The organism is Pseudoalteromonas umbrosa (assembly GCF_030125375.1).
GTDB lineage: Bacteria > Pseudomonadota > Gammaproteobacteria > Enterobacterales > Alteromonadaceae > Pseudoalteromonas > Pseudoalteromonas umbrosa.
In genome coordinates this window covers 409,573-435,459 of record NZ_JASJUU010000002.1, presented here as the reverse complement: position 1 = coordinate 435,459, position 25,887 = coordinate 409,573, and the positions used below count along the sequence as shown (strand labels likewise).

Sequence of the window (25,887 nt, the reverse complement as noted above, 5' to 3'; positions counted from 1 at the left end):
AGATCCCCTATGAACTCCCAGTACTTTGATTTTTCTGCGCTCCCAGCGCCAGATATCATTGAGCCACTGGACTATGAACGTATATATCAAGCCCGTAAGGAAAGGTTTAAATCTATAGCACCTCAGTACGCAGATGCACTAGAACTCGAAAGTGATCCACTTACAGTATGTTTACAAGTGGAAAGCTATCGAGAGCTGTTGTTGCGCCAGCGTATTAACGAAGCGGCGTATGCTAATTTATTAGCGACGGCGCAAGGCGGTGATTTAGATCAGCTTGGTGTATTTTATGGTCTGGGGCGTGCCGAAGGTGAAGAAGACGGTAATTACCGTCTTCGCATTCGGCAAAAAACTCTGGCCTCCAGTACCGCTGGTAGCAAAGATCATTACCGTAATGCAGCGCTCACCGCTGCCCCTAATGCTATTCGTGATGTAGAAGTGGATAGCCCTGCCTCCGGACGTGTTCGAGTATCTATTTTGTTTCAAGATGCGCACTCTGCCGATGCTCTCTTACAGCAAGTGAGAGAGTATATATTAAGTGATCAAGTTAAGGTTCTGACTGACCAAGTCGAAGTAAACCATGCTGAAGAAGTGCCTATTGATGTGAAAGCCGATATTTATCTACAGCACAATGTACCTAATTGGGTATTTACTCAGCTTGAAGGTAAGTTACGTGCAGCTTGGCAAGATGCCATGGCGCTAGGTGTTGCAATGACGCCGAGTTGGTTGAGTGCTCAGCTGCATGTTGAAGGCGTAAAGCATGTTGAAATACATACGCCTGACAGTTTGATTGATATCGCGTCCAATCAATATGCTCAACTAGGGCAAATTCAATTATGTCTCATAACCTAGATACCAATAGCGACGTATTGTTGCCTTATAACCAAAGCACTTTGCAAGCGGCTGTAGTAAAACATGGGCAGTTAGAGTTGATGTTAGGTGATGGCATTGCGCTATTACGTGGCTTTAAATCTCATCCTAAACAATCTTTGCTACCTTGGCTTATTTGGGAGTATGGCTTAGGGGCTTTGGTTCCTTACCTAGATGATCTTGACCAAGTGTTACAGCAAGGCTTGGCATGGCAGCGGATCCGAGGGACGAGAAAAAGCCTTGAAATGGCGTATGGATGGCTTGGCTTTTCACTTAAAGGTGTTGAAGAGTCTGAATCTTATCGCCATTTTTACCGTTACCAATGTCACCTTGAACAGCTACCCAGTTTAAATGATGTTGAGCGCATGTCTCAATTAGCTGAGCTCAGCGCGCCCGCCAGAAGTGAGCTTACGCGAGTTACTTATCAACTTGATATTAGAGAGCTTACTTTGTCAGCAAAGCCTTTTGGCATGTTGTTAAGTGATCACTCTGGATTTAGGCATCAGCTTCAAAATGGCAAGATACTCCGGATAAGTACCAAGCGAACTCACCCAAATCAATTTAGCTTTAGTGGTCATGCCCACAGCGGGTTAACGCGCAAGCACAATAGTGTTTGGCGTAGTTATACCTCTGATATCTTAGGCGTATTGCGCCTGAGTGAGCCGCTATTACATCAATTTGGTGCGACTTCTGTGCACAGTCGCCAGTCTAGTCGTGCTTACTCTCTTGACCAAGCGCAATGGTTTGGTCATTGGCAAGCGAGTAGTTGGTCTGCAACTCAATCGCCTCAAGTGGTGATTGCACACCAAAAAAATCGCTAATTCTTTTTAACTTTTAATGAACCCTGAACTTGGTTGATTTGCACACCTCTGTGCGTGTTTTAAGGATAGTGACGTCAGGCCTAGGATGGCAATCACAGACATACGGTTATTAAGTGAGTGGCGATAAATGGACCGAGTGAAGGCTGATAAGGAAATATTTTGGCTATTCTTACCCGTGCAGGGCGAACTATGCTCGCTCAAACGATTGCACAAACTCCAATCTATTTGGCTTGGGGACGTGGAGAGTCTCAGTGGCAGACACCACCGGCCGAACCTATTGCTGCGACATCACTTGCAGCACCAATAGGTTATCGTAAAGCAAAAAAGGTCGGGTTTTGTTACCCCGATGCTCAAGGTGACATCTTTATTCAAGGTGGCCGCTTTAGCTTGTCTTCAGAGCCAACGCAGCATATTTACTGTGAATTCACATTTGATTTTATTGATGGTGCAGGTGAAACCGTGCGTGAACTTGGCTTAATGTCAGGTCTACAAGCCAATGCTCAGTTACCTAATGGTTTAGTGTATCTAACGCCTGATCAAGTAGCTGATCCCGGTACTTTAATGCTTCTTGAGCATCGCGCTCCGCTTATTCGTGAGCAAGGTGTACGAGAAAGCTTTGAATTTGTTGTCAGCTTTTAGAGGTGTTTATGCTTGACGATTACTATGAAAAATTTCATGCGGACTCTGGTTATGAACGTTTATTGTTCAGGGCAGGTAAGGGTCTGCAAAGTAGAGAGCTCAACGACTTACAGTCGCAAGTTAATCACCAACTAAAGGGCGTAGCAGATGTCCTTTTAAAAGATGGTGATTTGGTCAAAGGTGGCGAAGTGATCATTGATACAAAGCTTGCTACCGCGTTAGTGACTGAAGGTGAAGTGTATATTGCAGGCCAAGTTCGGCCTGTGCCTAGCAGTGTGGTATCAATCGATATGACTGGAAGTGTCGATATTGGTGTTTGGTTGACCCACAATGTAGTGACTGAAGAGCAAGATCCCAGCCTTAGAGATCCCGCTGTTGATGCTATTAATTTTGATGAACCAGGCGCTGCGCGCCTTCAGCAAGTTTGTCAGTGGGGCTTATTGAGTGATGCCATTGGTCCAGATGATGCATTTTATCCTGTACATAAAGTAGAGCAGGGTACGTTAATTATTAAACAGCCACCGCCGCAGTTAGACGCTGTGACTCAAGCTCTTGCCCGTTATGACAGAGAGTCAAATGGGGGGAGCTATGTTGTTGAAGGTATGTCTTTAAGCTACCGAGGTGCAGACCAAACAGTGCAAAGCTTTAGCTTAGAAGAAGGCAAAGCGCATATTGAGGGGTATGAAGTAGCATTTGCAACGTCTAGAACTGCTGAATTTGACTATGATCCTGATGTGGGTGAAGTAAAAGAAGAGCCTAAGACTTTCCAATCGGATAGCCAAGGTATCATGCGTATTGATACTGACTTTTTTCCAGTCAAACAGGTAGAAGAAGTTAATGTAACCGTCGAAAAAACAACTCAACTGACGCGTGGTCAACTTGCTGGTGGAGAAGATTTATTGCCGGATGATTCGGTTTTGGAGATCTTGAGTATCACGCAAGGGGATACAAACTCTCAAGAAAGTACGACCTATATTCAAGGGGCGGACTTTATCTTTTTGCGTAACCATATAAGTTGGCAGCTTAGTGGCGAAGAGCCCGCAGGCGGAAGTCAATATGAGGTAACCTATCGGTATAGAAAACAGCTCATGCTCGACTTTGATGAGTATGGCTTTAATCTTGATAGGCAGTTGGCTGATGGTGGTGTCATTGTTGATAATACATTGGTGACAATTGATTATCAGTGGCACCGTCCACGCATTGATTTGATAGTGCTTGACCGCTATGGCCACATCAAGCGGATCAAAGGGCAAGCTGCGCATCAGTTCCCTACGGCGCCTAAAGCACCGGCACATCATTTAGCATTGGCACAAGTCACACAATCTTGGTTGAGTGACCAAGCACCTGCGATTGAGAACTTAGCTGTACGAGCAGTTTCGATGTCACAGTTGGAACAAATGCAAAATCAAATTGGAGATCTGTACCAGTTATTGGCAATAGAACGTCTTCGCAATGATGCTAATAGCCAAGATCCAGCCAGTAAATATGGGGTGTTTGTTGATCCGTTTATTGATGACGACATGCGTGATGCTGGCATTACACAAACGGCTGCTATTGTTGATGGTGAGCTGATATTGCCGCTCAGTGCAGATGTTGCAGAGTTGCCAGTACCTAACGGCGGCCTGCTGACCTTACCTTATGAATTAGAAAATGTACTTGAGCAGCCTAAGCAAACAGGCAGCATGAAGATAAACCCTTATCAAGCAGTAGAGCCGATCCCGGCAACCATTACTTTAACGCCAAGTCTGGACCACTGGACTCAGACACAGCGTAGTTGGACTAGCCCAATAACGCAACGTTTCACTAGAGGCGGTGGGTGGCGCTCTCGCACAACACAATCAACACAAACACAAGTTGTTGGTCGTACGACACGAAGTGCAGAATTTTTACGAAGACGTTGGGTTAACTTTACCTTGTCTGGATTTGGCAAAGGTGAAGTATTAGCACGTGTAATTTTTGATGGTATTGCGGTCACGCCAGAGGAGACATAATGATTAACGCAGATCCAAACGGCCGCATAAGCGGCCGTTTTTATATTCCAGAAAATATTCCTGTTGGAAGTAAAACGGTCAGGTTTGAGGGAGCCAAGGGATCATTTGGTGAGGCAACTTATACGGGCAGCGGTACCATAGTCAGTGAAACTGCGCGCCGTATTACTACGATCACAACGGTACGTTTTGATCCTCTAGCACAAACGTTCACTTTGCCACAAAGACGCTTTATTGCGGGTGTTGATTTGTGGTTTAAAAAAATAGGAGGGGATAAACCAGTCCGCGTTCAAATCCGCGAAACTGAGGTAGGTATTCCCAATCAAACCGTGTTAGCCGAAGCGTCACTTGAACGTAGCATGTTTAAATTGAATGGTGAGCCTACTTTGTTTGAATTTGACCCAGTTTCTCTCAATGCAGGACAAGAATATGCCATTGTAGTTTTAACCGACGACCCTGATCACGAAGTTGCGATTGCGGAACTCGGTAAGTTTGATAGTGAGAGTGGTTGGGTTACGACTCAACCATATCAAGTCGGCGTATTATTGTCATCGAGTAATGCTTCGACGTGGACTCCACATCAAAATCGCGATTTAACTTTTCGCTTGAAAGCTGCGCGCTTTACACAAACTGCCCAGACAGTTTCACTTGGTCAAGTAGAGTTGGACGAGCATAGTGATATTTTAGCAATGGCAGTGATTGAGCGTCCTAGCAGTGAAACCCAACTTCATTTTGAATTCAGCGGTGCCCAATTAGGCCAATTTAATCTTCAAGAATGGCAAGCATTGCGTTTGGCTAATAAGGTCAAAGAGCCTTTACAAGTGAGTGCAAGACTCACAGGGACTGAAACTCAAACACCGGTGCTATTTGACAGTGTGCAAACTGCATTGGGTAAAGTGAGTAACGAAGCTGACTATGTAACTCGTGCTATTCCATGCCAAGTGGGTGGCAGCTTAAAAGTAAGCTTTGAAGGTCAGCTTCCAGGAACGGCCAAAGTAGATGTATTTATCCAGCAGCAAGGCCAATGGGTAAATATACCGTTGAAAACCACACAACCTCAGGGCGATGGTTGGCTATTGTGTAACTATGAGTTTTCTAACCTGAGTGAGTCACAAGCACGTGTGAAGTTGGTGTTGTCTGGTACGCATATAGATAGACCCCGAGTGCGCTCCCTTAGAACCTTCTCAATTTAGGAGGAGGTATGATAGACGATAAAACCCTTTCTTATGCATTACCTCTCCCACATCCCGACAATTTATTGCAGCAAGACGTAGAGCGGATTCGCCAAGCGATTACAGATATTGATCAGCTGCTCTATATGCAAACCAATCTTGACCAGCAACAAGACATGCTGCTGAACGAGAAACTTAGACGAGTAAAGCTTAACCAGCTACTCGGCGAAACACTATTAACTTTATAAGAGGACATTATGGCGAGTATTCAAAATGCCGTGCAAGTCATGGTAGATAAGCTAGTTGCCGATATGGAAGGCACTCAGCCACTTACAGCCGAAGAACAAGCATTAGTAAGTAATGCAATCACCAAGTTAACCGACAATGCAAAACTTGAACAAGCCGTTGTTGCTGTTGCAGAATCACACATTAATGATGCTGCATCGACATTACAGCAAGTTTCACAGTCTACCGGGGCTGCGTTACAGTCAGCGACGGACTCTCTAACCCAAACCAGTACAACACTCGATACTAAGTCTAGCAAATTAGATTTGTTAGATTCAATGGCGCCAAACCTAAATCGAGTGGAGGGCCTTCAGGCTTCTAATAATGCGTTACAGATCCGCCCTTTGATGGCTATGACGCCAATTGATACGCCGAATTCACATGCCAATTTTAGAAGAGCAACTCCTGTTTTCGCTGTGTATGATAATAGTGGTGAAACTTTTGTAGTGAGACCTGGGTTCTCGCATAACGCTGATACTGAGCAGTGCAGACTGGAATACTTAAAGCTAAGTGCAAATGGAGCTGAGAAAACGACTACACATACCAGCTTTATATATACAACGGCGTTTGAGCAAAACCCAGCAAGTAAAATTTATTATTACGGTACAAGTGCTTATTTGCCGCTGGCAAGTAAAAACAATGCAGCTGACATACAGTATGAAATTGTTTATAGCACACAAGACTCACAGACCACAGCAGTGGCAAACTATGGTGGTGTATTTTGTAAGTCATCAGGGTTTACGTCAATTACTAAGCCTAAACAAAACTTAGATGCAACTGATCAGTTTGGTATCAGTACGATGACTTCGCACAGCTATAACGAAGTGGGTGTGTTGTATGACAATGCGAAACATTGCTTAGTTATGGTTGATGAAGGTACTTCAGTGTTAGTAGAGAAGTACCGCGATGGTAATGTTGTAACAAATACAGCGATAGCTAACAGTGAAGAGTTGCAAGCTTATGTGGACGCCGGAGATTTTACGGTTGTTAAATTTATCTATCATAACTTACAACATTCAAATGGCTTTCATTCCTACAATCATACTGAAACGCCAATGAGTAGCTACGGTGTGAGTTATTATGGCTATTTTGGTAGATATAATGGTGTGACTAAAATGGGCGAAAACAAATGCAGTGCGCATTATCGCTTTACCCACGAAAGGCGCTTAGAACCAATTAATTACTTTTTTAGTTGTAGTGCAGGTCATTATAAAGCGCAAAACTCCAATGGTACATACTCCCCTGATGCAGAAGTAAAAGTTGTATTGGAAAGTATGTCTGGTGAGCTGCTTGGTATGTATTCATATCGAGCAAGACCTTACCACGCTGGCTATGACTGCGGTATTTTAGGCGGCGCAATTAGTTGCATTAACCCATATTCTGGCGCGGGTATTTTGAATGAACATTACACCTATAATCAGTATGGTCTTGGCCGCACTTGTCGTGCATTTTAAGGAGAAAACATGAGTTGTGAATATTTTGCCGATAAAGGCATGAAAATTGATGGAAATTACTGGTTGGTTCACCCTCAAACAGGCGTTGCTTGGAACAATACTTCGATTGAGGATTTTAAACAAGCGTATCAGGCGCAGCAAATCGTTCTAGCAGAGGAAAGGCTTAAAGCTGATAAAGCAGAGCAACTTGCAGCGATTAAAGAAGCCGTATTTAACAAGCTTAATGATGAGCAGTGGCGTGTACAAAAAGCGCAGGAACACCTTCTGATGGCTGAGCTTGCTGGCGATCAAGCTGAGATGGGTTTGAGCAAAGCGCATCTGGCAGAGTTATTGTCACAGCGCGAGCAGCTTCGTTTAGCAAGTGATGAAGCAGAACAGGCTCTTGCGGATATATCAACGTACGAAGAATTGAAAGAATTTACTTTTGATGTAAATATTTCATTATAAATTTGATGCAATGACCCGTTTTATTCCCAATAAACGGGTTAGTATCAAAGTTGCTTGAGAAAGCAACAGACTTGTTATTCCACAACCTAAACCCGCTTAGCCGTGCCGAGCGGGTTTCTTTTTATTGAGTTTTAAGCTTCTTTTTAATTGTTGCGTATAGGGCAGGAATGACCTGTTCGAGATGCTTAAAATCAGTAAAATAGACCTAAGCTTGAGAAAAGCTTAATTAGCTTCTGATTGATACTAAGCTGACAAATTGCCTACTATTAAAGCGCCATTTAGCTTCTTTATTACGATAAATTAGCGAGTGGCGTTTTTTGTATGAGGCACGAGTTTAACGGTTTTAAGGCGGTCACAAATGACCTGTTTCTAAGCCTTAAAATTAGTAAAATAGACCTAGCTTGAGAAAAGCTTAAATAGCTTCTGATTGATACTAAACTGACAAATTGCCCAACTATTAAAGCGCCATTTAGCTTCTTTATTACGATAAATTAGCGAGTGGCGTTTTTTGTATGAGGCACGAATTTAACGGTTTTAAGGCGGTCATAAATGACCTGTTTCTAAGCCTTAAAATCAGTAAAATAGACCTAAGCTTGAGAAAAGCTTAAATAGCTTCTGATTGATACTAAGCTGACAAATTGCCCAACTATTAAAGCGCCATTTAGCTTCTTTATTACGATAAACGAGCACTTGGCGTTTTTTGTATGAGGCACGAATTTAACGGTTTTAAGGCGGTCATAAATGACCTGTTTCTAAACCTTAAAATTAGTAAAATACACCTAAGCTTGAGAAAAGCTTAAATAGCTTCTGATTGATACTAAGCTGACAAACTGCCCAACTATTAAAGCGCCATTTAGCTTCTTTATTACGATAAACGAGCACTTGGCGTTTTTTGTATGAGGCACGAATTTAACGATTTCAAGGCGGTCATAAATGACCTGTTTCACCTTCTTAAAATCAGTAAAATGATCTTAAGCTTGAAAGAGCTTTACACAGTTATCCCATGAATCAAAACCCGTACTTGAATGAGTGTGGGTTTTTTATTTTAAATAGGAAGATTATGAGTGGCTTTACTAAATTAGATTTATCGAAAGTCCCTGTTCCAGACGTTATTGCAACGCTTGATTATGAACAAGAGTATGAGCAACTCAAAGCCCAGTTTTTATTGCAAAACCCACAGTATCAAGATGCCCTTTCATTAGAAAGCGACCCTGTTGCACTTTTGTTGCAAACCTTAGCGTATCAACAAGTATTACAAAAACAAAAGCTTAATGATGCAGTGAAGGGCAATATGTTGGCCTCAGCTCAAGGGGATGACTTAGATGCCATTGCAGCACGGTACAACCTAGCACGCAAAATTGCTCCAGTGGAATCTGATGCAGCTTTTAGGCAACGTATTCAGTTGGCATTTAATGGCCTTAATACGGCTGGCAGTCGTGAGTCATACATTTATCACTCGATGTCATGCGATCCGCAAATAAAAGATGTTGCAGCACTTAGCCCAGAGCCTTGTGATATTGAATTGACCATTTTGAGCCACCTTGATGCTGGTCAGCCGAGTGATGCTTTAATTGATAGGGTTAAGCACTATTTCTCTGCACAAGGCGATAGGCAGGCAGGTATCGATGAAATGGCATCCAAAGTGCGTCCACTTGGGGACAGAGTCATGGTACACAAAGCACAAATAAAACCATTTTCGGTTAACGCAGAACTCTCTATTTTGCATGGCCCATCCGGCGATGCGCTTGTTGCAGCGGCTGAGCAAGCGGTACAAGCATATTGTGATTCACGACATTATCTTGGCAAAAAAGTCACGCGGGCAGGGATTTATGCTGCACTGCACCAATCGGGTGTGGAAGATGTCACTTTATTGAGCCCAATTGAAGATATTGTTTGTCAGGCAACAGAAGCACCGTATTGCGAGTCTATTTCGGTATTGATGGAAAATATCTATGGATAAACTTATTCCAGCCAATGCTAGTGAGCTGGTAAAGGCGCTAAGCCAACAGTTTCCAGCCCATCAAACTGTTCGCAATTTACTGATCTCGTTATTGGCGCTGTCTAGTCGAAGTGATGCCCAGTTGGTTTGGCTAGCAAAGCTGTGTGGCATGCAACCCAATACGGTATTAGCAAATCCAGATGTGTTATTGCAATGCAATACAAAGCAGTTGTTAGTGCTGGTGGATCACCCAGAGTTTTGTGATGCACAGCAGCTGGATGAATTTGCAAAGCAGCTTAATATTGAAAACTGGCAACCGATTGATGCTGATGCATTGAAGCGCGCCCAAGTCAAATCTGCATGTGTGTTGAATGATAGCCGCTTGCTGATTGCCAGTGTTTGGGATCCTTTTTTGTGCCCAGAAGCGCTGCTACCTTGGTTAGCCTGGTCCGTGTCTGTGGACGAGTGGGATGAAGCATGGAATGAGGTGTTAAAGCGCCAAGTTATTAATGACTCATTCGCTGTACACCAAGTAAAGGGGACGCCTTACGCACTGCAAAAAGCGCTCGATAGTTTAAATATCAAAACCGAAATTAAAGAGTGGTGGCAGGGAGACAATTTAGAAGAGGTGCCCCGAGGCACTGTGCAAGTATGGGCACTTATCAATAGCAATTTGGATGAGCAACAGCAAGGAATGCTGACCCCTCAAATGTTAAAGCGAGTGCGCCGTATTATTGAAGCGGTTAAACGGGGTTCTATTCATGTGGATGTGCAGCTGGGGCTTTCTTTCAGTGAGCGTTTAGGCGCTATTTGCGCCTTGCCATCTACTATTTTACAACGTGTGGATGCACCTATTGGTAGTGGTGTTAAGCCCAGCGCAGCAACGCAAAAAAACGTGACATTTGGCGTCAGTCAAAGCAGAAGCGTCAAACATTTAGCTATAGCGGGAAAGGGCGTCAAACCGCCAAAATCTAAAGGGGCATATCATTCATTTGGTGCAACTAAGTCTCATACATTATGTAGCTGGCAAGTGGCAGGGGGCGGCATAAAGCCCGGAAATAGTAAAGGCCTCTATGGTGTATTTGGCCTGTCTAAAATGAATCAATCGCACCATGTAAACATCACCGGCCAAACCGTTCTACCTCCAAATAGCACTGGGAATGAGGGGGTATTCAGTGTTACGAGACAAATTATTTATCAACATTTTAACTTACAAGGAGCTGCTTAATGTCTGCATTAACGCTGCAGTTTACCCAAGTTGGCTTAGATGCTTTGTTAGCAGCTAAAGCCAATGGTAAAAAAGCACAGATCAGCCATATGGCATTTGGTGACGCAAGTTATACGCCGTCGCAAACTCAAACGAGTCTGCGCAATCTTAAAGAACTTCAGTCAATTCGGGATGATAATTACGAAACAGATGAAAACCACCAAGTTACCGTGGTTGCCCTGTTTGATAAAGCCATATCTGCACCCGAATATGCCATTCGTGAAGTGGGTGTGTTTATCCAAATCGATGAGCCTGTGGGTAGCGATGACAACTTAATTCTTTTAGGAGTGTACTCTGAACCTAATCGAACATTAGGTTACAGAACCCCCGATGTAAAAATTCTACAAAGTGTGACCTTGAGTCTTGCTCAGCTCCCATCAGGTAGCGTGGAGGTGAAACCTAGTATCGATAATTTTAATGTATTGCTTGATAACGAGCTTGCAGATTTAACCTTGGTGCAGCTGGATACAATGCATCGGCAATTAAAACAAGAGTTACGCTTGGCAGCACTGGAACAGCTTTAATAGATTAATTAGGAAAATATATGTCAAACGAACATACTACCATTACTGAAAGTTTAGCGAATGTCGCGACACGAGCTAATGAACTTTGCAATACTGTTGATGAGCAATTATCTGTGATCAATGCCACTTTGACCGCTGAAAAGCAAAAGATGGCGGCTAAAACGACTGAGTTGACTTCGCTTACAAACGCAGCGATTACTGAGTCAAAAGAAAAAATTGAAACGCTTGTAGAAAATGGTTTCCGTTCAGAGATCCCGTTTTTTAGAGTGACGAAAAACCAAGAATTAAAAATCAATGGCGTGTTAACCCCTGGAACTAAAGGCACCCCTAGTGGGTTTGGTAACAGAGCTGGACACTATGAGTGTGAAATTGTTGCACACACTCAGCATGGTGTAGAGCCAGATCAGAAGAATCCGGAAATCCAAAAAATGTGGTCGGAAGTTCATCATACTATCCCGACACATAACCAGCCAGAGTTTGCAATTATCAGATTGACAGCAAAGGACGTTGCTGATTATCCAACAATTATGTCTAAGGCATATTCAATCTATCAAGGCGCTTTGCCACAAAATGGCATATTTACATTTGGCGCTTGGGTAAAAGTCGAGCAGGGGGAGGTTCATATGGGATACCCTAATAGCGACGGCAGTACGCGGCTACCCAATGACAATACATGGCACGAGAGAATGTATACGGGCTCAGTCTTATCTGGTGGAGCATACTATAACTTTGGCCCTCACTTTTATCTAAGTAAAGGCGCTAGTTGCTTAATTGCATTGCCTGGTGTTGTATTAGGGAAGGTCCCAGAAGGGCGTTGGGGCTATTTCGAAAGACCTGTTTTTGAGAGGGAGCAATAAATGTTAGAGCAAATTATTAATCAAGAAGATGAGCTTGGCGGAGTTCGTAGTCAATTTGATATCGACATCGACCTAAGAGCTTTTTTGAAAGATACAGATTGGTATGTGATTAGAGAGTCGGAGACTGGAATTGCCATGCCTGAAGAAATCAAAGCACAGCGTGAATTTGCCAGAAATCAAATTCATTCTCCATCGCTAAAGTAGATTGGGACAATAAGCATGTCTAATGATAATTTATCAATCACTGAGCGCCTTACTAATGTAGCAGCGAGAGCTAACGCCCTGTGCGACACTGTAAATAGCCAAATTGGATTAATAAATAATGCAGTAACGAGTGCAGAGAACAAGTTCGATAACTACATGAGTGGGGCTCGCGCTGAACTGTCTCACATTTTGATGAGTAAAAATCAGCGCATGGAACCTAATGATGACGGCAGTGCAATAAAAGGGTTCACCACTATTGGTTTAGAAAGATTTGAAGTTATCAAAGAAGCCACTATTCATGCTGCGGCTGCAAATGATACTGATCACACAGGTAATGGCATTGCACGAGATTTTCGTTCGAATATTTACAATGGTTATGTAAATGGCGCTTTCCATATATTGAGAATTAAATGGAAAAGAAACAACGTTAATCACCCAGCGAGATTAGATAACAACTGGAACACTCGTTATCAACAAGGAGCAATGACTTCTGGATGCTATTTTAAGTTGCTCTCAGGGACGGTTGGTGGCTCCATGCAGCCTGTGAAAAGTTTTAACAACGGATGGCAGTTACTGGGTTACCGCCAAAAAGCGGATAATACGGCAAAGTCTTTTTATGCGCCGCATACTAAGCTTGCGTTATCTACTTCACTATTAGAAGAAGGTGAAGCATTGATTTGTTTATTCGGTACAGTCAGCGGTTATGTGGATTTTGAAACGGCTGGTTGGGGTGTATATCCTGAATTTGCAAGGCCAGCAGATGTATCCTCTGCTATGTCGCAATTGCAAGCTGATTTGACGCTACAATCAGCTGGTGTGATACAGGAGTAAATACTGTGCAAATAAAACACAATGACATCTTGATCGCTTCGATTGGTGAAGCTTTGAGCTCAGCTCAAGTGGCCCAATTTCTGAAGTCGAATGAAATCAATGTCCCATTGGAAGACTTAACTTTTGAATACTCCCAAGGGGAAGCGCTGGAAGCACGCAGAACGGCTTATCTTGTGGAGTCAGATCCGTTATTTATGGAATGGCAATATGATCAAACGGATGCTAGTAAGCAAGCTTGGCAGGATAAAGTAGCAGAAATTAAAGCTCGTTATCCATTCCCCGCGTAAAGTATTTGGGCATTTCGTCCATTTCGACTCGCCTTTTCCTTCGAGTCACAACCATCATAAGTTTTAACTTCAAAGAGTAATATACCTCATGCAAAGATGTACCTTAATCAATAAGGTGCTTGAATGCTTATCATCTGGACTTCAAGGGGTGGCACATGTGGGGCTACTTAAAGCCGCACAACCCTACCCAGATCTGACGCAGCAAGCCCAACTTACAGTCAAGCTGAATGGCGAACGTCAAGCCAGTGAACTGCAGGCGAAAGGTGCCGACAAAGCCGTCGCATATGGACCGTCGTACAATAAAAACCTCAGTCCAAACTCACTCGACAGACGAGTGTTGCAGTTACAGCTAGACATAGAATTGGAAGATGCCGACAACGCACAGTTGCTGCAAAGACTTGATCAGTTGATAACCCAGTGTGAGGCACTTGTGATGGTGGACGAAATGCCCATCCATTGGCAGCACTTTATCGCCCAAAAAAGCGATATATCGTTTAGTCATCAAGTCAGCTCAACGCTGGCGAAAGCACAGCTTTACTGGGATTTTTACTATCAAGTGGAATATCCAGACGACCCACTAGGACCTGCCATTACCGAAGTGTATTTAGGGCCTAAAGGGGGAGAATATAAGCTGATCAATAAAGCACCGACTACAACTTAGGAGCGTTTATGTTAGCAAATCAACAGCAGTCAGAACTGGCTGTGTCTGACATGCAGCATCGCTTTGCCAAATTGATTTCAATCGGTACGGTTGAAGAAGTTGACTATGATTTGGCGAGGGTCAAAGTACGGATCGGTGAATGGTTGACCGCAAAATTACCTTGGCTGACCAATCAAGCTGCCCAAGACATGACATGGCAAGCCCCAGAAGTGGGTGAGCAAGTGTTAGTACTTTCTCCCAGCGGAGATATGGCACAAGGCATTGTGCTGGGTAGTTTGTATGCCAATGGCCATGAGCAACCGCATTTTAAAATGAATCATGTGGTGGATGCGACCAGCACAGGTGGAGCCCTTGTTCAAGCATTGTCCGCAATTGCGCCTGAATCAAGGGAGCATGTGCATCGTGCACATTATCAAGATGGCGCCATTGTACAGTACGACCGCGAAAACCATGCTTATGATATTTTTGTGCCTCAAACAGATCCGCTGGCGAAGATTAACATCTATTCAGGTGGTGATATTAATGTTGAGTGTCATAACGATACGAATATTACCATTGGCAATAATGCCACGGTTGAGGTTGGCGGTGCTGCGCAGGTTGATGTAACAGGTACTGCGGATGTTACTGTCGGTGATAATGTTTCAGTGAGTGGCGGTGCGAATATCGATATTGTTGCTTCAGGCGCATTAAATCTGACTGGAGATTCGGTTTCCGTGACGTCAACAGGCAGTAATGTCGAAGTGCTCGCTGCAGCAACGCTCAAACTCAATGGTGCACATATCAGTGCACAGGAGTAAATGATGCCAGCTATTTCAGTAGACGGTGCAATCACCGATGTGCACGTGGGGTTTGCTCCGGGTGTTATTTCTGCTTCTCAGACCTTTTTTACCGTCGGAGGAATACCCGCATTACGAGTAGGTGACAGTATTAGCGACCATGTGCTTATTGCTGACCCTAAGGTTAAACACTCAGGGATGGTTGTGGCTGCAGGGGCATCTACTTTTACTCTTGCAGGAAAACCAGTTGCAAGGCTTGAAGACCCAACTAATTGTGGTGGCAAAATCGCTGTTGGTGTTGGCAGTTTTACTATTGGGGGATAAATCATGATTGGAATGAATGCGCAAACAGGCAAGCCCTTAGGTGGCGTTGAGCATTTAAAGCAAAGTATACGCGACATTGTAACAACGCCGCTTGGTAGTCGAGTTATGCGCCGTGACTATGGCTGTGGGTTATTTGAACTCGTCGATAGACCGTTTTCTCACAATCTAGTTGGTGATATCACCATGTCGATTGCCAACGCGCTAGATAGATGGGAGCCTCGCTTTCGTCTAGAAGGTGTGTCTGTGCATCCGGCAGGTGAAGGAAAGGTCGAGATAACAATTGAAGGTCTATACCTCATTAACAATGAGCCGGTCACAATAGAGGGGATCCAGGTTTAATTAGCAATGGGCCAGTCGCAAAATAGGAGATCTATCTTTAATTAATAATGAGTAGGTCATGATTGAAGAGATCTTACTTTAAATCAAAACGGGTTGGCGTATCGGTCAACTTTTAACTTCCATCTGTACTTATCTTGTGCGGATAAATAATCAACGAAAGCCATGCGACTTCCTTGAATTTTCAAGTTAGGCCGCATGGCTTTTTTATTAGCTAATTGACATACCTTTAAAGGAGATATCTATGTCGCAATTTCTACACGGTGTAGAAGTCATCGAGGCGCAGTCTGGTACGCGTCCAATTAAAACAGTAAAAAGTTCAGTAATCGGTCTAATTGGTACTGCTCCACAAGCAGATGCTGAAAAGTTTCCTCTTAACACACCGGTTTTAATTGCTGGTAAACGTGCGGAAGCTGCGTTGTTAGGTGAGCAAGGCACATTGCCTGCGGCAATTGATGGTGTATTTGATCAAGCGGGCGCGGTCGTGGTTGTAGTGCGTGTAGACGGTGCAGATGATAGTGCGGTTATGACTAACATCCAAGGTGGCGTTGCTGCAGATGGCAGTTATGAAGGTGCATATGCTTTCTTGGGTGCTGAATCAGTATTAGGTGTAACACCTCGCATCCTAGTTGCACCTGGATTTACACATCAGCGTCCATCTGGTGCAGCTAACCCAGTTGTTGCAGAACTTGTTGGTATTGCAGAGCGCCTTCGCGCTGTGATCATTGCGGATGGTCCAAACACAAATGATGCTGATGCGATTGCATATCGTGGCGATTGTTCATCGCGCCGTGTGTTTGTAGTTGACCCTCAAGTGAAAGTATTCAAAGCAGGCGCAGTTGTAAACGAGCCAGCAAGTGCGCGTGTTGCGGGTATGATCGCTAAATCTGACAACGACCGTGGTTTCTGGTGGAGCCCGAGTAACACTGCCATGAATGGTATTGTGGGCACTGCAAGACCAGTTGATTTCCAGCTTGGTGATAAGAATGCTCGTGCAAACTTATTGAATGAAAAAGAAGTGTCTACAATCATCCGTCAAAATGGCTTCAAGCTATGGGGTAACCGTACTTGTGCGACAGACCCTAAGTGGGCTTTCCTATCAGTTGTTCGTACAGCGGACATGATTAACGACTCGCTACTTCGTGCACATATGTGGGCTGTTGACCGTAACATCACGTCAACTTACATCAAAGATGTGACAGAAAGCGTACAAGCATACCTTGATAGCTTAAAAGCGCAAGGCGCTATCCTAGGTGGCCAAATCTGGGCTGATGAAGATCTTAACACGCCTGAAAATATTCAAGCGGGTAAAGTGTACTTCAGTTTTGATTTCACTCCGCCAACACCAGCTGAGCACATCACGTTCAAGAGCATCTTAACTAACAACTACCTAGAGGAAATCGTATAATGGCAATGTCTCCTAAAATCCTAAAGAAATCAAAGCTGTTTGTAGATGGTAAGGGTTACCTTGGCATTGCAGACGAAATTTCGCTTCCTAAAGTCACTGTCAAAACACGTGAAGTGACTTCGGGTTTCCAAGCGCCAATCGAGCTAGATGTAGGTCAACTTGAAAAGCTTGAAGGCTCAATCACGTTACTAGAGTACAACGCAGATGTGCTTAAGCTACTTGGTGATTGGGGTGGTACTGGCAGAACAATTAATCTGACTGCACGTGGTGCGATTCAAAAGCAAGGTGCTGCACCTGAGCCTGTAGTTGTCACATTACATGGCTTCTTCAAAGAAGTAGACATGGGCAGCTGGAAGGACGGCGAAGAAGCGAAAATGACGCTGCAATATGCTGTTCAAAAGTACAAGTTAGAAATAAACAATGAAGTTATTTACAACATTGACCTGTACAACGATATTCGTGAAATCGCGGGTGTTGACCACATGGCTAACCTACGCAAGACTATTGGAGCTTAATCTATGACTGAAATCATTAAACTGACTTTCCCTGTTACGGTCGATGGGCATGAGTATGCAGAACTAAAAATGAGACGACCTAAAGTGCGCGATCGGTTAATGGTTGATAAAGCGGATATTAGTGAGTCTGAAAGTGAAATCCGCTACTTCTCACATTTGTGTGAAGTGTCTCCAGATATCATCGAAGAGCTAGATTGGAGCGACTTCGTTAAGTTACGCGAGGCACTCCAGGCTTTTCTCGTATCCCGCCCAAGCGTCTAAAAGCAATGGTGATTGCCCTAGCTAAGTACACAGGGTGGGGCTTGCAAGAACTCAACGGGCTGACTGAAGACGAACTCATCGAGTGGTTTGAAGCAGCGGTTGATTATAAAGAAGCAACAGAGGCGGGGTAACCCGCCTTTTTTTTCACCAGCGCAAGTTTGATAGCTCAAGGACTTAAGCGCAGTTTTAGGGTCTTGAGCTATCAACCTTGGCACAGTGCCGTTCGTTGCGCTGTGCAATCCACACACTCCCGCTTATTTCTCTTCCTAGGTATGATTATGAAACATCAAGGATTGTCTGCAAAAGACCGTTCAAAGAACAAAGTAAAGTATCGCCTACCTAAGCAGGATCAGGTTGATCCAAATGTTCAATTAGGCAGTTTGCTTGCGAATTTGGTTAAAGCTAAAAAGCCATTAGATACCAGCTCGATAGAGGCTGTGATAGGGCAATTAGCTAATGTTAATGTCAATGAGCTACTGGGTAACACTAGCCATATAATCTCCACGCATCTGACACAATTTTCCAGCGTACAAGCAAAGTCAAATAATGCGGTTACTCACAGTGCAAAGGCACTGCAAGGTGCTCAAAATGCACAGCAAGCTGAAACGCTTAAAGCGCAAGTGGATGCTAAAATTGGTGACGGCACTGGTTTAAGTGGTGCCATTAAATCTTTGGCACAACAAGTGTCGGCGTTAGATTTTCAGCAATTACAAACGGCAGCAAGCAATGAACTTGCGCAATTGCAGGCCGCGCTGCCGCAGCTTTATGAAGGCTTGCCCATCAATGCATTGAGCGAATCATTGGCGACGGCAACCGCGCAGGTGCAAAGTGCGGATACGCAAAATACATTAGATCTGCAGCTTGATACCTTACGCCAAGCTGCACCTGTCATGGTTGATGCACTGGGTATTGCGCAAATGAGCGGCGATATCATCAATGCTACGCAGGGCATTGCCCAAGGTACTAGTAGTGCGACTTTCAACGACGATTTAAATACATTAATCCAAAGTGCCCCGCAGGTACTAGAAACGTTCGGCTTTGATAAAGCCAGTGATGTGGTTAAGCAAACGTTGCCAGCAATTGCCTCGGTTAATTTCAAAGAAGTCTTTGAGGGTGATGTCACAAGCTTAGCAAGTGCAGCACCTGAACTTTTAAATGCGTTTGATTTTTCAGAGGCAGCAAAAACACTCGAGGCAGCACTGCCCGCGCTTGAACAAGTCGATATTGCAGCGGTAATGCAAGGTGATTTGAGTACGTTACAAAGTGCGGCGCCAGAGCTACTTAAAGCGGTTGATTTATCATCGGTTCAGCAGTCTTTAGCACAGCATATTCCTGCCTTGTCTCAGTTGGACTTGGCGAGCGTTATCGACGGCGACTTAAGTCAAGTTGTGAGCATTGCGCCTGAATTATTAAAGTCGGCTGGCTTTGAGCAGGTTTCGAACACGCTCAGTGCAGCCATGCCTGCATTACAGCAGCTTGATTTAAAAGGCATTGCCAGTGGTGATGTTTCAAGCTTGATGTCAGCGGCGCCAGATTTGCTAGCCTCGGTTGGTTTGAATGAAGCATCCGAGACTTTGGGTGCAGCACTACCCGCGCTACAGCAACTTGATTTGAAGGGTATTGCTAATGGCGATATCTCAAGTTTGATGTCAGCGGCACCTGATTTGTTGGCCTCGGCAGGCTTGAATGAAGCGTCAAAAACATTTGGCGCTGCGTTGCCAGCGCTGCGTCAGCTTGATTTAAATGGTATTGCGAGTGGGGATGTCTCAAGCATAATGTCCGCAGCACCGGGGTTGCTCAAAGCGGCGGGTTTAGATGAAGTTGGGGCAACATTGGGTGCCGCCTTGCCAGCTTTACAAAAGCTAGATACCAAAGCGATTTTGGAAGGTGATTTAAGTTCATTGATGCAGCAAGCGCCGCAATTGCTCAATGCGTTTGGATTGCAAGATGCAGCTAGTCTCTTTACCAAGCACTCTGCGTTGATTGAAAAACTCGATTTCAAAGGAATTTTGAACGGTGACTTATCTTCTCTAACTGGCGCAGTTCCTGACCTATTAGCTGAATTTGGCCTCGGTGATATAGGCCTTGAATCACTGTTTGACAGTGAAGCTGAGGAAGAGCAAAAGTCTAAAAAGAAATCGAAAAGAAACTCCAAAAAGAAGCGTAAAAAGCAATCTAAGCGAGGTAAAAAACAAGGTGCTGATAACGACGGTTCTGCTCAACACAAAGAAACCAAGCTAAATCAGAAAGCTGAGAAAAAGAAGGGCAAACGTAAGCTGCACTCAAAGCCCGTTTTGAAGATTTTGGACGGTGGAAAGTCACAACCGGTAGAAAAGCAGCTTCGAGAAAGTAAATCTGAACCTGTCACTAAGTCTAAAAAAAATCAACATACTAAAGGGATCCCTGGTGGTAAGCCGCCTAAAGCTGCGAATGATTCAGCCTTTTCTAAGCTTGGTAAGTTTTTGGGCAAGAAAGGCGGTGCGTTATCAAGCTTAACAAAGGGGCCTGGTAAGTATTTAGGTAAACTGACTACACCTTTGACCGTTGCCATGGGCGCTATGGATGCGTATTCAGCACTGAGTGATGATTCTTTAAGTAACCAAGAGAAAACCAGCCGAGTAGGTGGTGCAGTAGGTGGCATGGGTGGTGCTATGGCTGGTGCTGCTGCTGGTGCCGCGATTGGGTCAGTGATCCCTGTGGTTGGTACTGCAATAGGTGGCATTGTAGGTGGTGCTATCGGCGCGTTTGGCGGGGAGTCTGTTGGCACTTTCTTAGGCGATACGCTCGGTGGGTGGTTCTTTGATGATGAACCTCAGAAAGAAACGGCGAAAGCGGATGATGCAACCGCAGTATCAAACACCTTAGCGCAAGGGCAGGTTGATACTGAGTTTAATGCGTCACAAACAGCGAATTCGCCACTGCAATTTGTTAAAGACAATGTCATCAATGAAACCAATATGCTGACTGGCACTATGGCTGCAGTCGAGCAGGCTTCAGGTAAGCCCCATGGAAAGTGGAATAGAGCATCTCAGCAGGGACAATTATTCGGGCATGCATTAAATGGCCATACCATTTATCAGGCAGCAGCTAATGATGATTTATCAACGAAGGAAAAAGCACACACCATAGGTGGCACTGCCACTGGCGCACTTAGCTCTGAATTGGTTTCTAACCTTGTTGGAAAAATTCCAAAATATGGCAAGTTCCTTGGTCCTGTTGCAGGGTATCTGACCAATGCCGTGATGTCACAAGTGGGCGGCGATTTTTTTGCGAGCCTGTTTAGTGATGATAAACCGCAAAAGGCGGACGATTTAAAGACTAAAGCACCGCTATCAACGCCAACACCTCAGGCCCTTGCAGAGCAGAATACATCGAACTCGCAAATCAGTAGCGATGTGCAAGCGCAGCAAGTCGCGGGCAATATCACAGTGAATGCAAATATTACTGTGAATGCGCAGTCTGAGCAGCAAGCACATGAGATAGCACAGCAAGTGAAACAAGTGTTAGATCAACAACAGCAACAAGCGATGCGTGATTACCGCGCGCGATATTATAACGAGGTAGCTTAAGGGGAAGCCCCCTTAAGCCTTTATAAGAGGACTTTCGATGGCAAAGATCAATCATGCCAATTACATGATGCAGCTGGGTGAGTATAAGTTTTCTGTCAGTACAGCGGCATTTCAAAAATTACAGTTTAACACTGAATATCGCTGGAAAGATCTAGAGTCGCAAACTGATAAAAACAGTCCGGTAAAGCAATTTATTGGGGTTGGTGAGCAAACTTTAGAACTGGACGGGACTATCTTTCCTCAACTGGTTGAAAACGGCTTAAAGCAGCTGGACTTTATGCGAGAAGAGGCAACTAAAGGAGTGCCTCTTACGCTGACCTATGTAGAAGAAAGTGGTAAGTCTAGTCCGAGTGTCGGTCGAGTACTTGGTAAGTGGGTCATCAAATCAATAAATGAAACGCGCACGCTATTTTTGAATGACGGTATTCCAAGAGAGATTCAATTTAGCATGAGCCTGTCACGCTATGATGGCAATGAGGGGAATAAATAATGAGCGCAGTCAGCTACATTACACGAGATGGTGATTGTCTCGATTTGATTTGCTTTCGTCATTATGGCCGCAGCTCAGGGATGGTTGAACGTGTACTCGAAGCCAACTATGGCCTCGCTGAACTGGGGCCTATTTACCCTGAAAATATTAAAATTGTCTTACCGGATGTACCTAAACCAAAAGTGCAACGCGAGATCAATATTTGGGAGTAACAGGCAATGGAACTACAGCCACAATATTCAGTGAAGGCCAATGGCAACGAAGTCGCAGAAAAACTACGTGATAGAATCGCAGAAGTCAGTGTGACGCTTCGTACAGGGCTGTTGAGTGACATGTGCGTTGTTAAATTCGATAATCTTGAAAAAGCGCCAATCACCTTACCTGAGCCAACCGACAAGCTTGAAATTGCGATGGGCTATAAACAAGGCACTGAAGATGGCAAGGCACCCAGCGTTGTCCTTGGCGAGTTTCAAGTTGGTGAATATCAAATTGTGGGTCCGGTGCGAGCACTGGAGCTGGTGGGCAACAAAGTGTTTTGGGATCAGAATTTAAAAGCGGCGAAGTTAAAATCTTGGCCCAGTGACCCAGACAACCCATTGACGCTTGGTGATCTGATCTCGCAGATTGCACAAGAGTATGGGCTAACACCGCGTATCGCACCTGCGCTTGATAGCATCACTTTGCCACATATTGAGCAAAGTGAAAGCGATATGCAGTTGATGAGCAAGCTTGCTGAGCAGCATGATGCAGTGATGAAAATCATTAATGATAACCTAGTGTTTATGAAAAAGGGCACGGGACGTTCGTTATCAGGGCAACCTCTACCACAAGTAACCCTTGAGCCTAAATGGATTGTCGATTGGAGGTTTAATACCTTACATTATCGCTTAACCAAAGAAGTGGTGGCCAAATATTATGATTTGGATATCGCGCAATTACAAACGGTTTCAGCAGGCGGTGGCACCCCCAGTTTGACGTTACCTTATACGTACGCAGGTGAAACGAGTGCGCGGCAAGCGGCAGATAGTAAGTTGGCACAGCTTGCCCGAGCACATGTCAGTGCGAATATGGTGATATATGGCAATCCAGATATTGTGGCAGGTGCAGTTGTTGAAGTGCAAGGCACGCAAAGTGCACTTGATAAAGCTTGGTTTGTGAAAGAGGTCCGGCATGTTATCAATGGGCATGGATTTTTGTCCTATTTGCAATGCGAAACCTTATCTGAATAACCTCTTCTGTCTCTTTTATAGTCTCTTATATTAAATATTTCATGCCGTACCGCTGATCATGCGGTACTTTTCCTTCCCAACCTCCTACCTCCAAGGCTGTCTCAGTGGTTTTCTCACGTGCATTGCTCTATGCATAAACCGGCTGAGATGGCCTCTTTCCTAATTTCTTATCCCCTCAAAAGTAAAATAATACCGCTCAATGCGGTTACCCCACCAAATATCATTCCTCGTGTTACATGCTCTCTTCGTATCAAGCTCATGGTCATCACCATCAAAGGAGCCGCTGAAAAAATCGTCTGTGCAATCGCTGGATCTGTATTGTTGACTGAGATAAGTTGCAGCCATAGCCCGATAAAGGTGCCAAAAAAGACTGCAGCAAACAACCAAGCTTTGCCATCAATCCCTTTAAGTGTGATTGAGCGAGTCAATGACGATTGTTTGAGTATGGCAATTATCATAGCGACGACTAAGGTGCCCGAAGCAAGTCGTATCATTGCAGCCCAAAGGCTACTGATACTGTTATCATTGAGTGCCCCTTTCGAAAGTACCATGCCAGCCGCTTGGCAAGTTGCTGCTGCAAGTGCGAAGAGCACGCCTGTTCGATAAATATCTTTATCTAGTTTTGGCAATTTTTGGCTTGGCTTTACCGCGATAATGACGCCGATAGTGGTAATAATAATGCCGAACCAAGCTGTTGCAGATAGATAAACTCCTAACAAAACGATGTTTAGTAGCCCTGCGATGGCTGGTGCGAGTGATTCAATCACCAGAGTGCGAGCTGGACCAATATTTCGCAGTGCCGCAAAATAAGCACTGTCACCAATGGCAATGCCGACAATGCCACTGGCAATCAACCATCCCCAACTCGTATAGCTAGATGGCAATTGCGTATCCCAAGTGAAAAGGAGTACGGCCGCCATTAATGCAGCCGCGATAACTCCCTTAGCGACGTTCAATTCTAATGGATTTAGATGATGACTAAATCGTTTATAGAGCAGGGTCGAAAACGCCCATACTGCAGCTGCACAAAATGCAGCGATCTCTCCAATACCCACAAATTTACTTAGTTACTTGTTTGTTAATGTGGCGGTACTGTAATTATTTTGTATATATATGCAATAAAATTGAGTTTAACCGCCTGTGAGTATCTTGTTCCCTTCTTTACTTTATTCCACTCAAAAATAAAGTTTCAATTTTTATTGAAACTTTAAAACTTAATTTGCTACACTCATTTGCGTTGAAATAGTCGTGTGCTTAAATCGGCCTATGGCCTCGTACTGGAGAGTGAAATGATCCTAGATGCAATCCAAATTAACTTAATTATTTTGGGCTTTTGTATGTTTATCTCATGCATCATTATGGCTTTGACGGAGTCAAAGCAATTTGCAGGAGAGCAGCGTTTAAAAGTGAGCATTGAATATGGCATTTTTGCAGTGACAGGGTTGATAGCGAGTGTTGTGTTAGGCTACGGCTATTTCGGTTGATCATCTACTTGCATGACAGGGTGCTTATTGCTTGAGCACCCTATATTCTTTTCTTCTAATTCCTTCCTACTAACTAAGCTGAATGTAGCTTACCTCTTCCTTAAATTGTCCTTTTATGATCCATGTGCCTACATTTACTGATAGCTTTTATTTCGGTTTATCTCTTCCCTCTTGATTTTATTAATACGGAGTTATCTACATTTGGACGTCTGAACATCTAGAAGTTGATATTTTATGGCGTTCGTTCATAATGTCAGCCACTATAATATTGTTAGTTTTATCCAATTTGGGGAGGATCTCATGCCGATCACTGTTAAAGACGAGTTACCCGCCATTGCGAGGCTACGTCACGAAAATGTTTTTGTGATGCCAAAAAGCCGCGCCATGTCTCAAGAGATCCGCCCGATGCGTTTAGCCATATTGAACTTAATGCCAAATAAGGTAGAAACTGAGGTTCAATTTATTCGTTTGTTGGCTAACTCCCCACTACAAGTCAATGTTGATTTATTGCGTCTCGATACGCATCGTAGTTCGGAAAATTCTGAACAGCACCTAAATATGTTTTATCGCTACTTTTCTGAAGTAAAAGACGAAAACTACGATGCTTTAATTGTGACCGGTGCACCATTGGCACATTTGGAATATACGGATGTAATCTACTGGCAAGAATTACAAGCGTTTTTTGACTGGGCTGAAAATCACGTGACCTCAACTTTATTTTCTTGTTGGGCTGCTCATGCCGGTTTGTATCATCATCATGGTTTAAAGCGAGATCTCAAAGAGCAAAAGCTGTGTGGTGTGTTTAAACATCAAGTGTATTTTGATCACGGAGCTTTGACACGTGGGTTTGATGATGAATTTTTAGTACCGCATTCTCGTTATGGGCATATCGACATTGACAAGATTAACAATAATGAAGATCTAGTTGTATTGGCCGGTTCCGACAAAGTGGGAGCTTACCTTCTCAAGAATAAAACGGGCAGTCAGGTGTATATTACTGGGCACCCTGAATATGATGCTGATACACTGCAAAAAGAATATTTGCGTGACTTAAAAAATGGTCCGGATGCCCCTATGCCTGACAATTATTTTCCAAATAATGATGCTGACGCCAAGCCATCCAAAACGTGGCAAAGTCACGCCTTTTTATTATTTTCAAATTGGTTAAACTATTATGTTTACCAAACAACTCCGTACGATATTAATCTCGTTAGCCAAGACGTAAGGACTAACAATTATGCCGAATAACAGT

30 protein-coding genes are annotated in these 25,887 nt (G+C 44.0%); 29 read left to right on the top strand and 1 reads right to left on the bottom strand.

Translation table 11 applies throughout. From position 1 onward, the window contains the following. The first annotated feature begins 9 nt into the window (after positions 1-9). The 27 genes from QNM16_RS09195 (at position 10) to QNM16_RS09065 (ending at position 23,151) form a co-directional block, all read left to right on the top strand. Entirely contained in the window at positions 10-849 is an 840-nt protein-coding gene (locus QNM16_RS09195; RefSeq protein WP_284020206.1) for a baseplate assembly protein, read from the top strand. Next, positions 834-1,688, top strand: a complete 855-nt coding sequence (locus tag QNM16_RS09190; protein ID WP_284020205.1) for a phage tail protein — start codon at positions 834-836, stop codon at positions 1,686-1,688. Before QNM16_RS09195 ends, QNM16_RS09190 begins: the two co-directional genes overlap by 16 nt. Before the next feature lie 159 nt (positions 1,689-1,847). Next, positions 1,848-2,327 carry a hypothetical protein gene (locus tag QNM16_RS09185; protein ID WP_284020204.1) on the top strand — a complete coding sequence of 160 codons (480 nt, stop codon included), beginning with the start codon at positions 1,848-1,850 and terminating at the stop codon, positions 2,325-2,327. An 8-nt stretch (positions 2,328-2,335) separates the two neighbouring features. Next, positions 2,336-4,318, top strand: coding sequence for a DUF4815 domain-containing protein (locus tag QNM16_RS09180; protein WP_284020203.1), 1,983 nt, complete (start codon positions 2,336-2,338; stop codon positions 4,316-4,318). Beyond that, positions 4,318-5,508: a hypothetical protein gene (locus tag QNM16_RS09175; RefSeq protein ID WP_284020202.1), complete on the top strand. Its 1,191-nt coding sequence runs from the start codon at positions 4,318-4,320 to the stop codon at positions 5,506-5,508. Before QNM16_RS09180 ends, QNM16_RS09175 begins: the two co-directional genes overlap by 1 nt. Positions 5,509-5,516: 8 nt before the next feature. After that, positions 5,517-5,735, top strand: a complete 219-nt coding sequence (locus QNM16_RS09170) for a hypothetical protein (protein ID WP_284020201.1) — start codon at positions 5,517-5,519, stop codon at positions 5,733-5,735. A 9-nt stretch (positions 5,736-5,744) separates the two neighbouring features. Then, positions 5,745-7,226: a hypothetical protein gene (locus tag QNM16_RS09165; protein ID WP_284020200.1), complete on the top strand. Its 1,482-nt coding sequence runs from the start codon at positions 5,745-5,747 to the stop codon at positions 7,224-7,226. Positions 7,227-7,235: 9 nt separating this feature from the next. Further along, entirely contained in the window at positions 7,236-7,673 is a 438-nt protein-coding gene (locus tag QNM16_RS09160; protein ID WP_284020199.1) for a hypothetical protein, read from the top strand. Between the two features lie 1,060 nt (positions 7,674-8,733). Then, a complete protein-coding gene (locus QNM16_RS09155) occupies positions 8,734-9,633 on the top strand; it encodes a baseplate assembly protein (RefSeq protein WP_284020198.1) in 900 nt (299 codons plus the stop codon). Next, the gene (locus QNM16_RS09150; protein ID WP_284020197.1) at positions 9,626-10,840 is read left to right on the top strand and encodes a phage tail protein I; all 1,215 of its coding nucleotides are present in this window, start codon (positions 9,626-9,628) and stop codon (positions 10,838-10,840) included. Before QNM16_RS09155 ends, QNM16_RS09150 begins: the two co-directional genes overlap by 8 nt. Then, positions 10,840-11,403, top strand: a complete 564-nt coding sequence (locus tag QNM16_RS09145; RefSeq protein ID WP_284020196.1) for a phage tail-collar fiber domain-containing protein — start codon at positions 10,840-10,842, stop codon at positions 11,401-11,403. Before QNM16_RS09150 ends, QNM16_RS09145 begins: the two co-directional genes overlap by 1 nt. A 20-nt stretch (positions 11,404-11,423) precedes the next feature. After that, complete coding sequence (locus tag QNM16_RS09140; protein ID WP_284020195.1) at positions 11,424-12,260, top strand: hypothetical protein; 837 nt, start codon at positions 11,424-11,426, stop codon at positions 12,258-12,260. After that, positions 12,261-12,464, top strand: coding sequence for a hypothetical protein (locus QNM16_RS09135; RefSeq protein WP_284020194.1), 204 nt, complete (start codon positions 12,261-12,263; stop codon positions 12,462-12,464). It begins immediately after the preceding gene. A gap of 15 nt (positions 12,465-12,479) precedes the next feature. Then, positions 12,480-13,295, top strand: a complete 816-nt coding sequence (locus tag QNM16_RS09130) for a hypothetical protein (RefSeq protein ID WP_284020193.1) — start codon at positions 12,480-12,482, stop codon at positions 13,293-13,295. A gap of 5 nt (positions 13,296-13,300) precedes the next feature. Next, on the top strand, positions 13,301-13,582 hold the full coding sequence (locus QNM16_RS09125; RefSeq protein WP_417709620.1) for a hypothetical protein: 282 nt from the start codon (positions 13,301-13,303) through the stop codon (positions 13,580-13,582). Between the two features lie 88 nt (positions 13,583-13,670). Then, positions 13,671-14,243 (top strand): hypothetical protein, encoded by a 573-nt coding sequence (locus tag QNM16_RS09120; protein ID WP_284020192.1) that lies wholly within the window; start codon positions 13,671-13,673, stop codon positions 14,241-14,243. Positions 14,244-14,251: 8 nt separating this feature from the next. Continuing rightward, positions 14,252-15,040, top strand: a complete 789-nt coding sequence (locus QNM16_RS09115) for a phage baseplate assembly protein V (protein ID WP_284020191.1) — start codon at positions 14,252-14,254, stop codon at positions 15,038-15,040. Beyond that, positions 15,041-15,343, top strand: coding sequence for a PAAR domain-containing protein (locus QNM16_RS09110; RefSeq protein ID WP_284020190.1), 303 nt, complete (start codon positions 15,041-15,043; stop codon positions 15,341-15,343). Positions 15,344-15,346: 3 nt separating this feature from the next. Beyond that, positions 15,347-15,682, top strand: coding sequence for a GPW/gp25 family protein (locus QNM16_RS09105; protein WP_284020189.1), 336 nt, complete (start codon positions 15,347-15,349; stop codon positions 15,680-15,682). Positions 15,683-15,923: 241 nt separating this feature from the next. Then, the gene (locus tag QNM16_RS09100; protein WP_284020188.1) at positions 15,924-17,087 is read left to right on the top strand and encodes a phage tail sheath subtilisin-like domain-containing protein; all 1,164 of its coding nucleotides are present in this window, start codon (positions 15,924-15,926) and stop codon (positions 17,085-17,087) included. Then, positions 17,087-17,602 carry a phage major tail tube protein gene (locus QNM16_RS09095; protein WP_052961078.1) on the top strand — a complete coding sequence of 172 codons (516 nt, stop codon included), beginning with the start codon at positions 17,087-17,089 and terminating at the stop codon, positions 17,600-17,602. The genes QNM16_RS09100 and QNM16_RS09095 overlap by 1 nt, the downstream gene beginning before the upstream one ends. Before the next feature lie 3 nt (positions 17,603-17,605). Continuing rightward, positions 17,606-17,863, top strand: coding sequence for a phage tail assembly protein (locus QNM16_RS09090; protein WP_039608579.1), 258 nt, complete (start codon positions 17,606-17,608; stop codon positions 17,861-17,863). A 5-nt stretch (positions 17,864-17,868) separates the two neighbouring features. Then, complete coding sequence (locus QNM16_RS09085) at positions 17,869-17,994, top strand: hypothetical protein (protein WP_256370531.1); 126 nt, start codon at positions 17,869-17,871, stop codon at positions 17,992-17,994. A 147-nt stretch (positions 17,995-18,141) separates the two neighbouring features. After that, positions 18,142-21,432, top strand: coding sequence for a phage tail protein (locus QNM16_RS09080; RefSeq protein WP_284020187.1), 3,291 nt, complete (start codon positions 18,142-18,144; stop codon positions 21,430-21,432). 37 nt (positions 21,433-21,469) lie between these two features. Beyond that, the gene (locus tag QNM16_RS09075; RefSeq protein ID WP_284020186.1) at positions 21,470-21,922 is read left to right on the top strand and encodes a phage tail protein; all 453 of its coding nucleotides are present in this window, start codon (positions 21,470-21,472) and stop codon (positions 21,920-21,922) included. Further along, a complete protein-coding gene (locus QNM16_RS09070) occupies positions 21,922-22,134 on the top strand; it encodes a tail protein X (protein ID WP_284020185.1) in 213 nt (70 codons plus the stop codon). The genes QNM16_RS09075 and QNM16_RS09070 overlap by 1 nt, the downstream gene beginning before the upstream one ends. A 6-nt stretch (positions 22,135-22,140) precedes the next feature. Further along, positions 22,141-23,151, top strand: coding sequence for a phage late control D family protein (locus QNM16_RS09065; protein WP_284020184.1), 1,011 nt, complete (start codon positions 22,141-22,143; stop codon positions 23,149-23,151). 167 nt (positions 23,152-23,318) lie between these two features. Here the strand turns inward: QNM16_RS09065 and QNM16_RS09060 are convergent, their stop codons facing one another. Beyond that, the gene (locus QNM16_RS09060; protein ID WP_284020183.1) at positions 23,319-24,206 is read right to left on the bottom strand and encodes a DMT family transporter; all 888 of its coding nucleotides are present in this window, start codon (positions 24,204-24,206) and stop codon (positions 23,319-23,321) included. A 234-nt stretch (positions 24,207-24,440) separates the two neighbouring features. Here QNM16_RS09060 and QNM16_RS09055 point away from each other — a divergent pair, with 234 nt between their 5' ends. Continuing rightward, positions 24,441-24,635 carry a hypothetical protein gene (locus tag QNM16_RS09055; RefSeq protein ID WP_284020182.1) on the top strand — a complete coding sequence of 65 codons (195 nt, stop codon included), beginning with the start codon at positions 24,441-24,443 and terminating at the stop codon, positions 24,633-24,635. A gap of 300 nt (positions 24,636-24,935) precedes the next feature. Next, complete coding sequence (locus QNM16_RS09050) at positions 24,936-25,883, top strand: homoserine O-succinyltransferase (RefSeq protein WP_284020181.1); 948 nt, start codon at positions 24,936-24,938, stop codon at positions 25,881-25,883. Positions 25,884-25,887 lie beyond the last annotated feature (4 nt).

Coding starts and splice junctions, on each gene's coding strand:
- QNM16_RS09150 (WP_284020197.1), top strand. CDS start 9,626: ATGGATAAACTTATTCCAGCCAATGCTAGTGAGCTGGTAAAGGCGCTA.
- QNM16_RS09155 (WP_284020198.1), top strand. CDS start 8,734: ATGAGTGGCTTTACTAAATTAGATTTATCGAAAGTCCCTGTTCCAGAC.
- QNM16_RS09075 (WP_284020186.1), top strand. CDS start 21,470: ATGGCAAAGATCAATCATGCCAATTACATGATGCAGCTGGGTGAGTAT.
- QNM16_RS09140 (WP_284020195.1), top strand. CDS start 11,424: ATGTCAAACGAACATACTACCATTACTGAAAGTTTAGCGAATGTCGCG.
- QNM16_RS09090 (WP_039608579.1), top strand. CDS start 17,606: ATGACTGAAATCATTAAACTGACTTTCCCTGTTACGGTCGATGGGCAT.
- QNM16_RS09065 (WP_284020184.1), top strand. CDS start 22,141: ATGGAACTACAGCCACAATATTCAGTGAAGGCCAATGGCAACGAAGTC.
- QNM16_RS09160 (WP_284020199.1), top strand. CDS start 7,236: ATGAGTTGTGAATATTTTGCCGATAAAGGCATGAAAATTGATGGAAAT.
- QNM16_RS09115 (WP_284020191.1), top strand. CDS start 14,252: ATGTTAGCAAATCAACAGCAGTCAGAACTGGCTGTGTCTGACATGCAG.
- QNM16_RS09195 (WP_284020206.1), top strand. CDS start 10: ATGAACTCCCAGTACTTTGATTTTTCTGCGCTCCCAGCGCCAGATATC.
- QNM16_RS09135 (WP_284020194.1), top strand. CDS start 12,261: ATGTTAGAGCAAATTATTAATCAAGAAGATGAGCTTGGCGGAGTTCGT.
- QNM16_RS09190 (WP_284020205.1), top strand. CDS start 834: ATGTCTCATAACCTAGATACCAATAGCGACGTATTGTTGCCTTATAAC.
- QNM16_RS09100 (WP_284020188.1), top strand. CDS start 15,924: ATGTCGCAATTTCTACACGGTGTAGAAGTCATCGAGGCGCAGTCTGGT.
- QNM16_RS09085 (WP_256370531.1), top strand. CDS start 17,869: ATGGTGATTGCCCTAGCTAAGTACACAGGGTGGGGCTTGCAAGAACTC.
- QNM16_RS09145 (WP_284020196.1), top strand. CDS start 10,840: ATGTCTGCATTAACGCTGCAGTTTACCCAAGTTGGCTTAGATGCTTTG.
- QNM16_RS09165 (WP_284020200.1), top strand. CDS start 5,745: ATGGCGAGTATTCAAAATGCCGTGCAAGTCATGGTAGATAAGCTAGTT.
- QNM16_RS09070 (WP_284020185.1), top strand. CDS start 21,922: ATGAGCGCAGTCAGCTACATTACACGAGATGGTGATTGTCTCGATTTG.
- QNM16_RS09050 (WP_284020181.1), top strand. CDS start 24,936: ATGCCGATCACTGTTAAAGACGAGTTACCCGCCATTGCGAGGCTACGT.
- QNM16_RS09170 (WP_284020201.1), top strand. CDS start 5,517: ATGATAGACGATAAAACCCTTTCTTATGCATTACCTCTCCCACATCCC.
- QNM16_RS09105 (WP_284020189.1), top strand. CDS start 15,347: ATGATTGGAATGAATGCGCAAACAGGCAAGCCCTTAGGTGGCGTTGAG.
- QNM16_RS09180 (WP_284020203.1), top strand. CDS start 2,336: ATGCTTGACGATTACTATGAAAAATTTCATGCGGACTCTGGTTATGAA.
- QNM16_RS09080 (WP_284020187.1), top strand. CDS start 18,142: ATGAAACATCAAGGATTGTCTGCAAAAGACCGTTCAAAGAACAAAGTA.
- QNM16_RS09110 (WP_284020190.1), top strand. CDS start 15,041: ATGATGCCAGCTATTTCAGTAGACGGTGCAATCACCGATGTGCACGTG.
- QNM16_RS09120 (WP_284020192.1), top strand. CDS start 13,671: ATGCAAAGATGTACCTTAATCAATAAGGTGCTTGAATGCTTATCATCT.
- QNM16_RS09055 (WP_284020182.1), top strand. CDS start 24,441: ATGATCCTAGATGCAATCCAAATTAACTTAATTATTTTGGGCTTTTGT.
- QNM16_RS09175 (WP_284020202.1), top strand. CDS start 4,318: ATGATTAACGCAGATCCAAACGGCCGCATAAGCGGCCGTTTTTATATT.
- QNM16_RS09095 (WP_052961078.1), top strand. CDS start 17,087: ATGGCAATGTCTCCTAAAATCCTAAAGAAATCAAAGCTGTTTGTAGAT.
- QNM16_RS09130 (WP_284020193.1), top strand. CDS start 12,480: ATGTCTAATGATAATTTATCAATCACTGAGCGCCTTACTAATGTAGCA.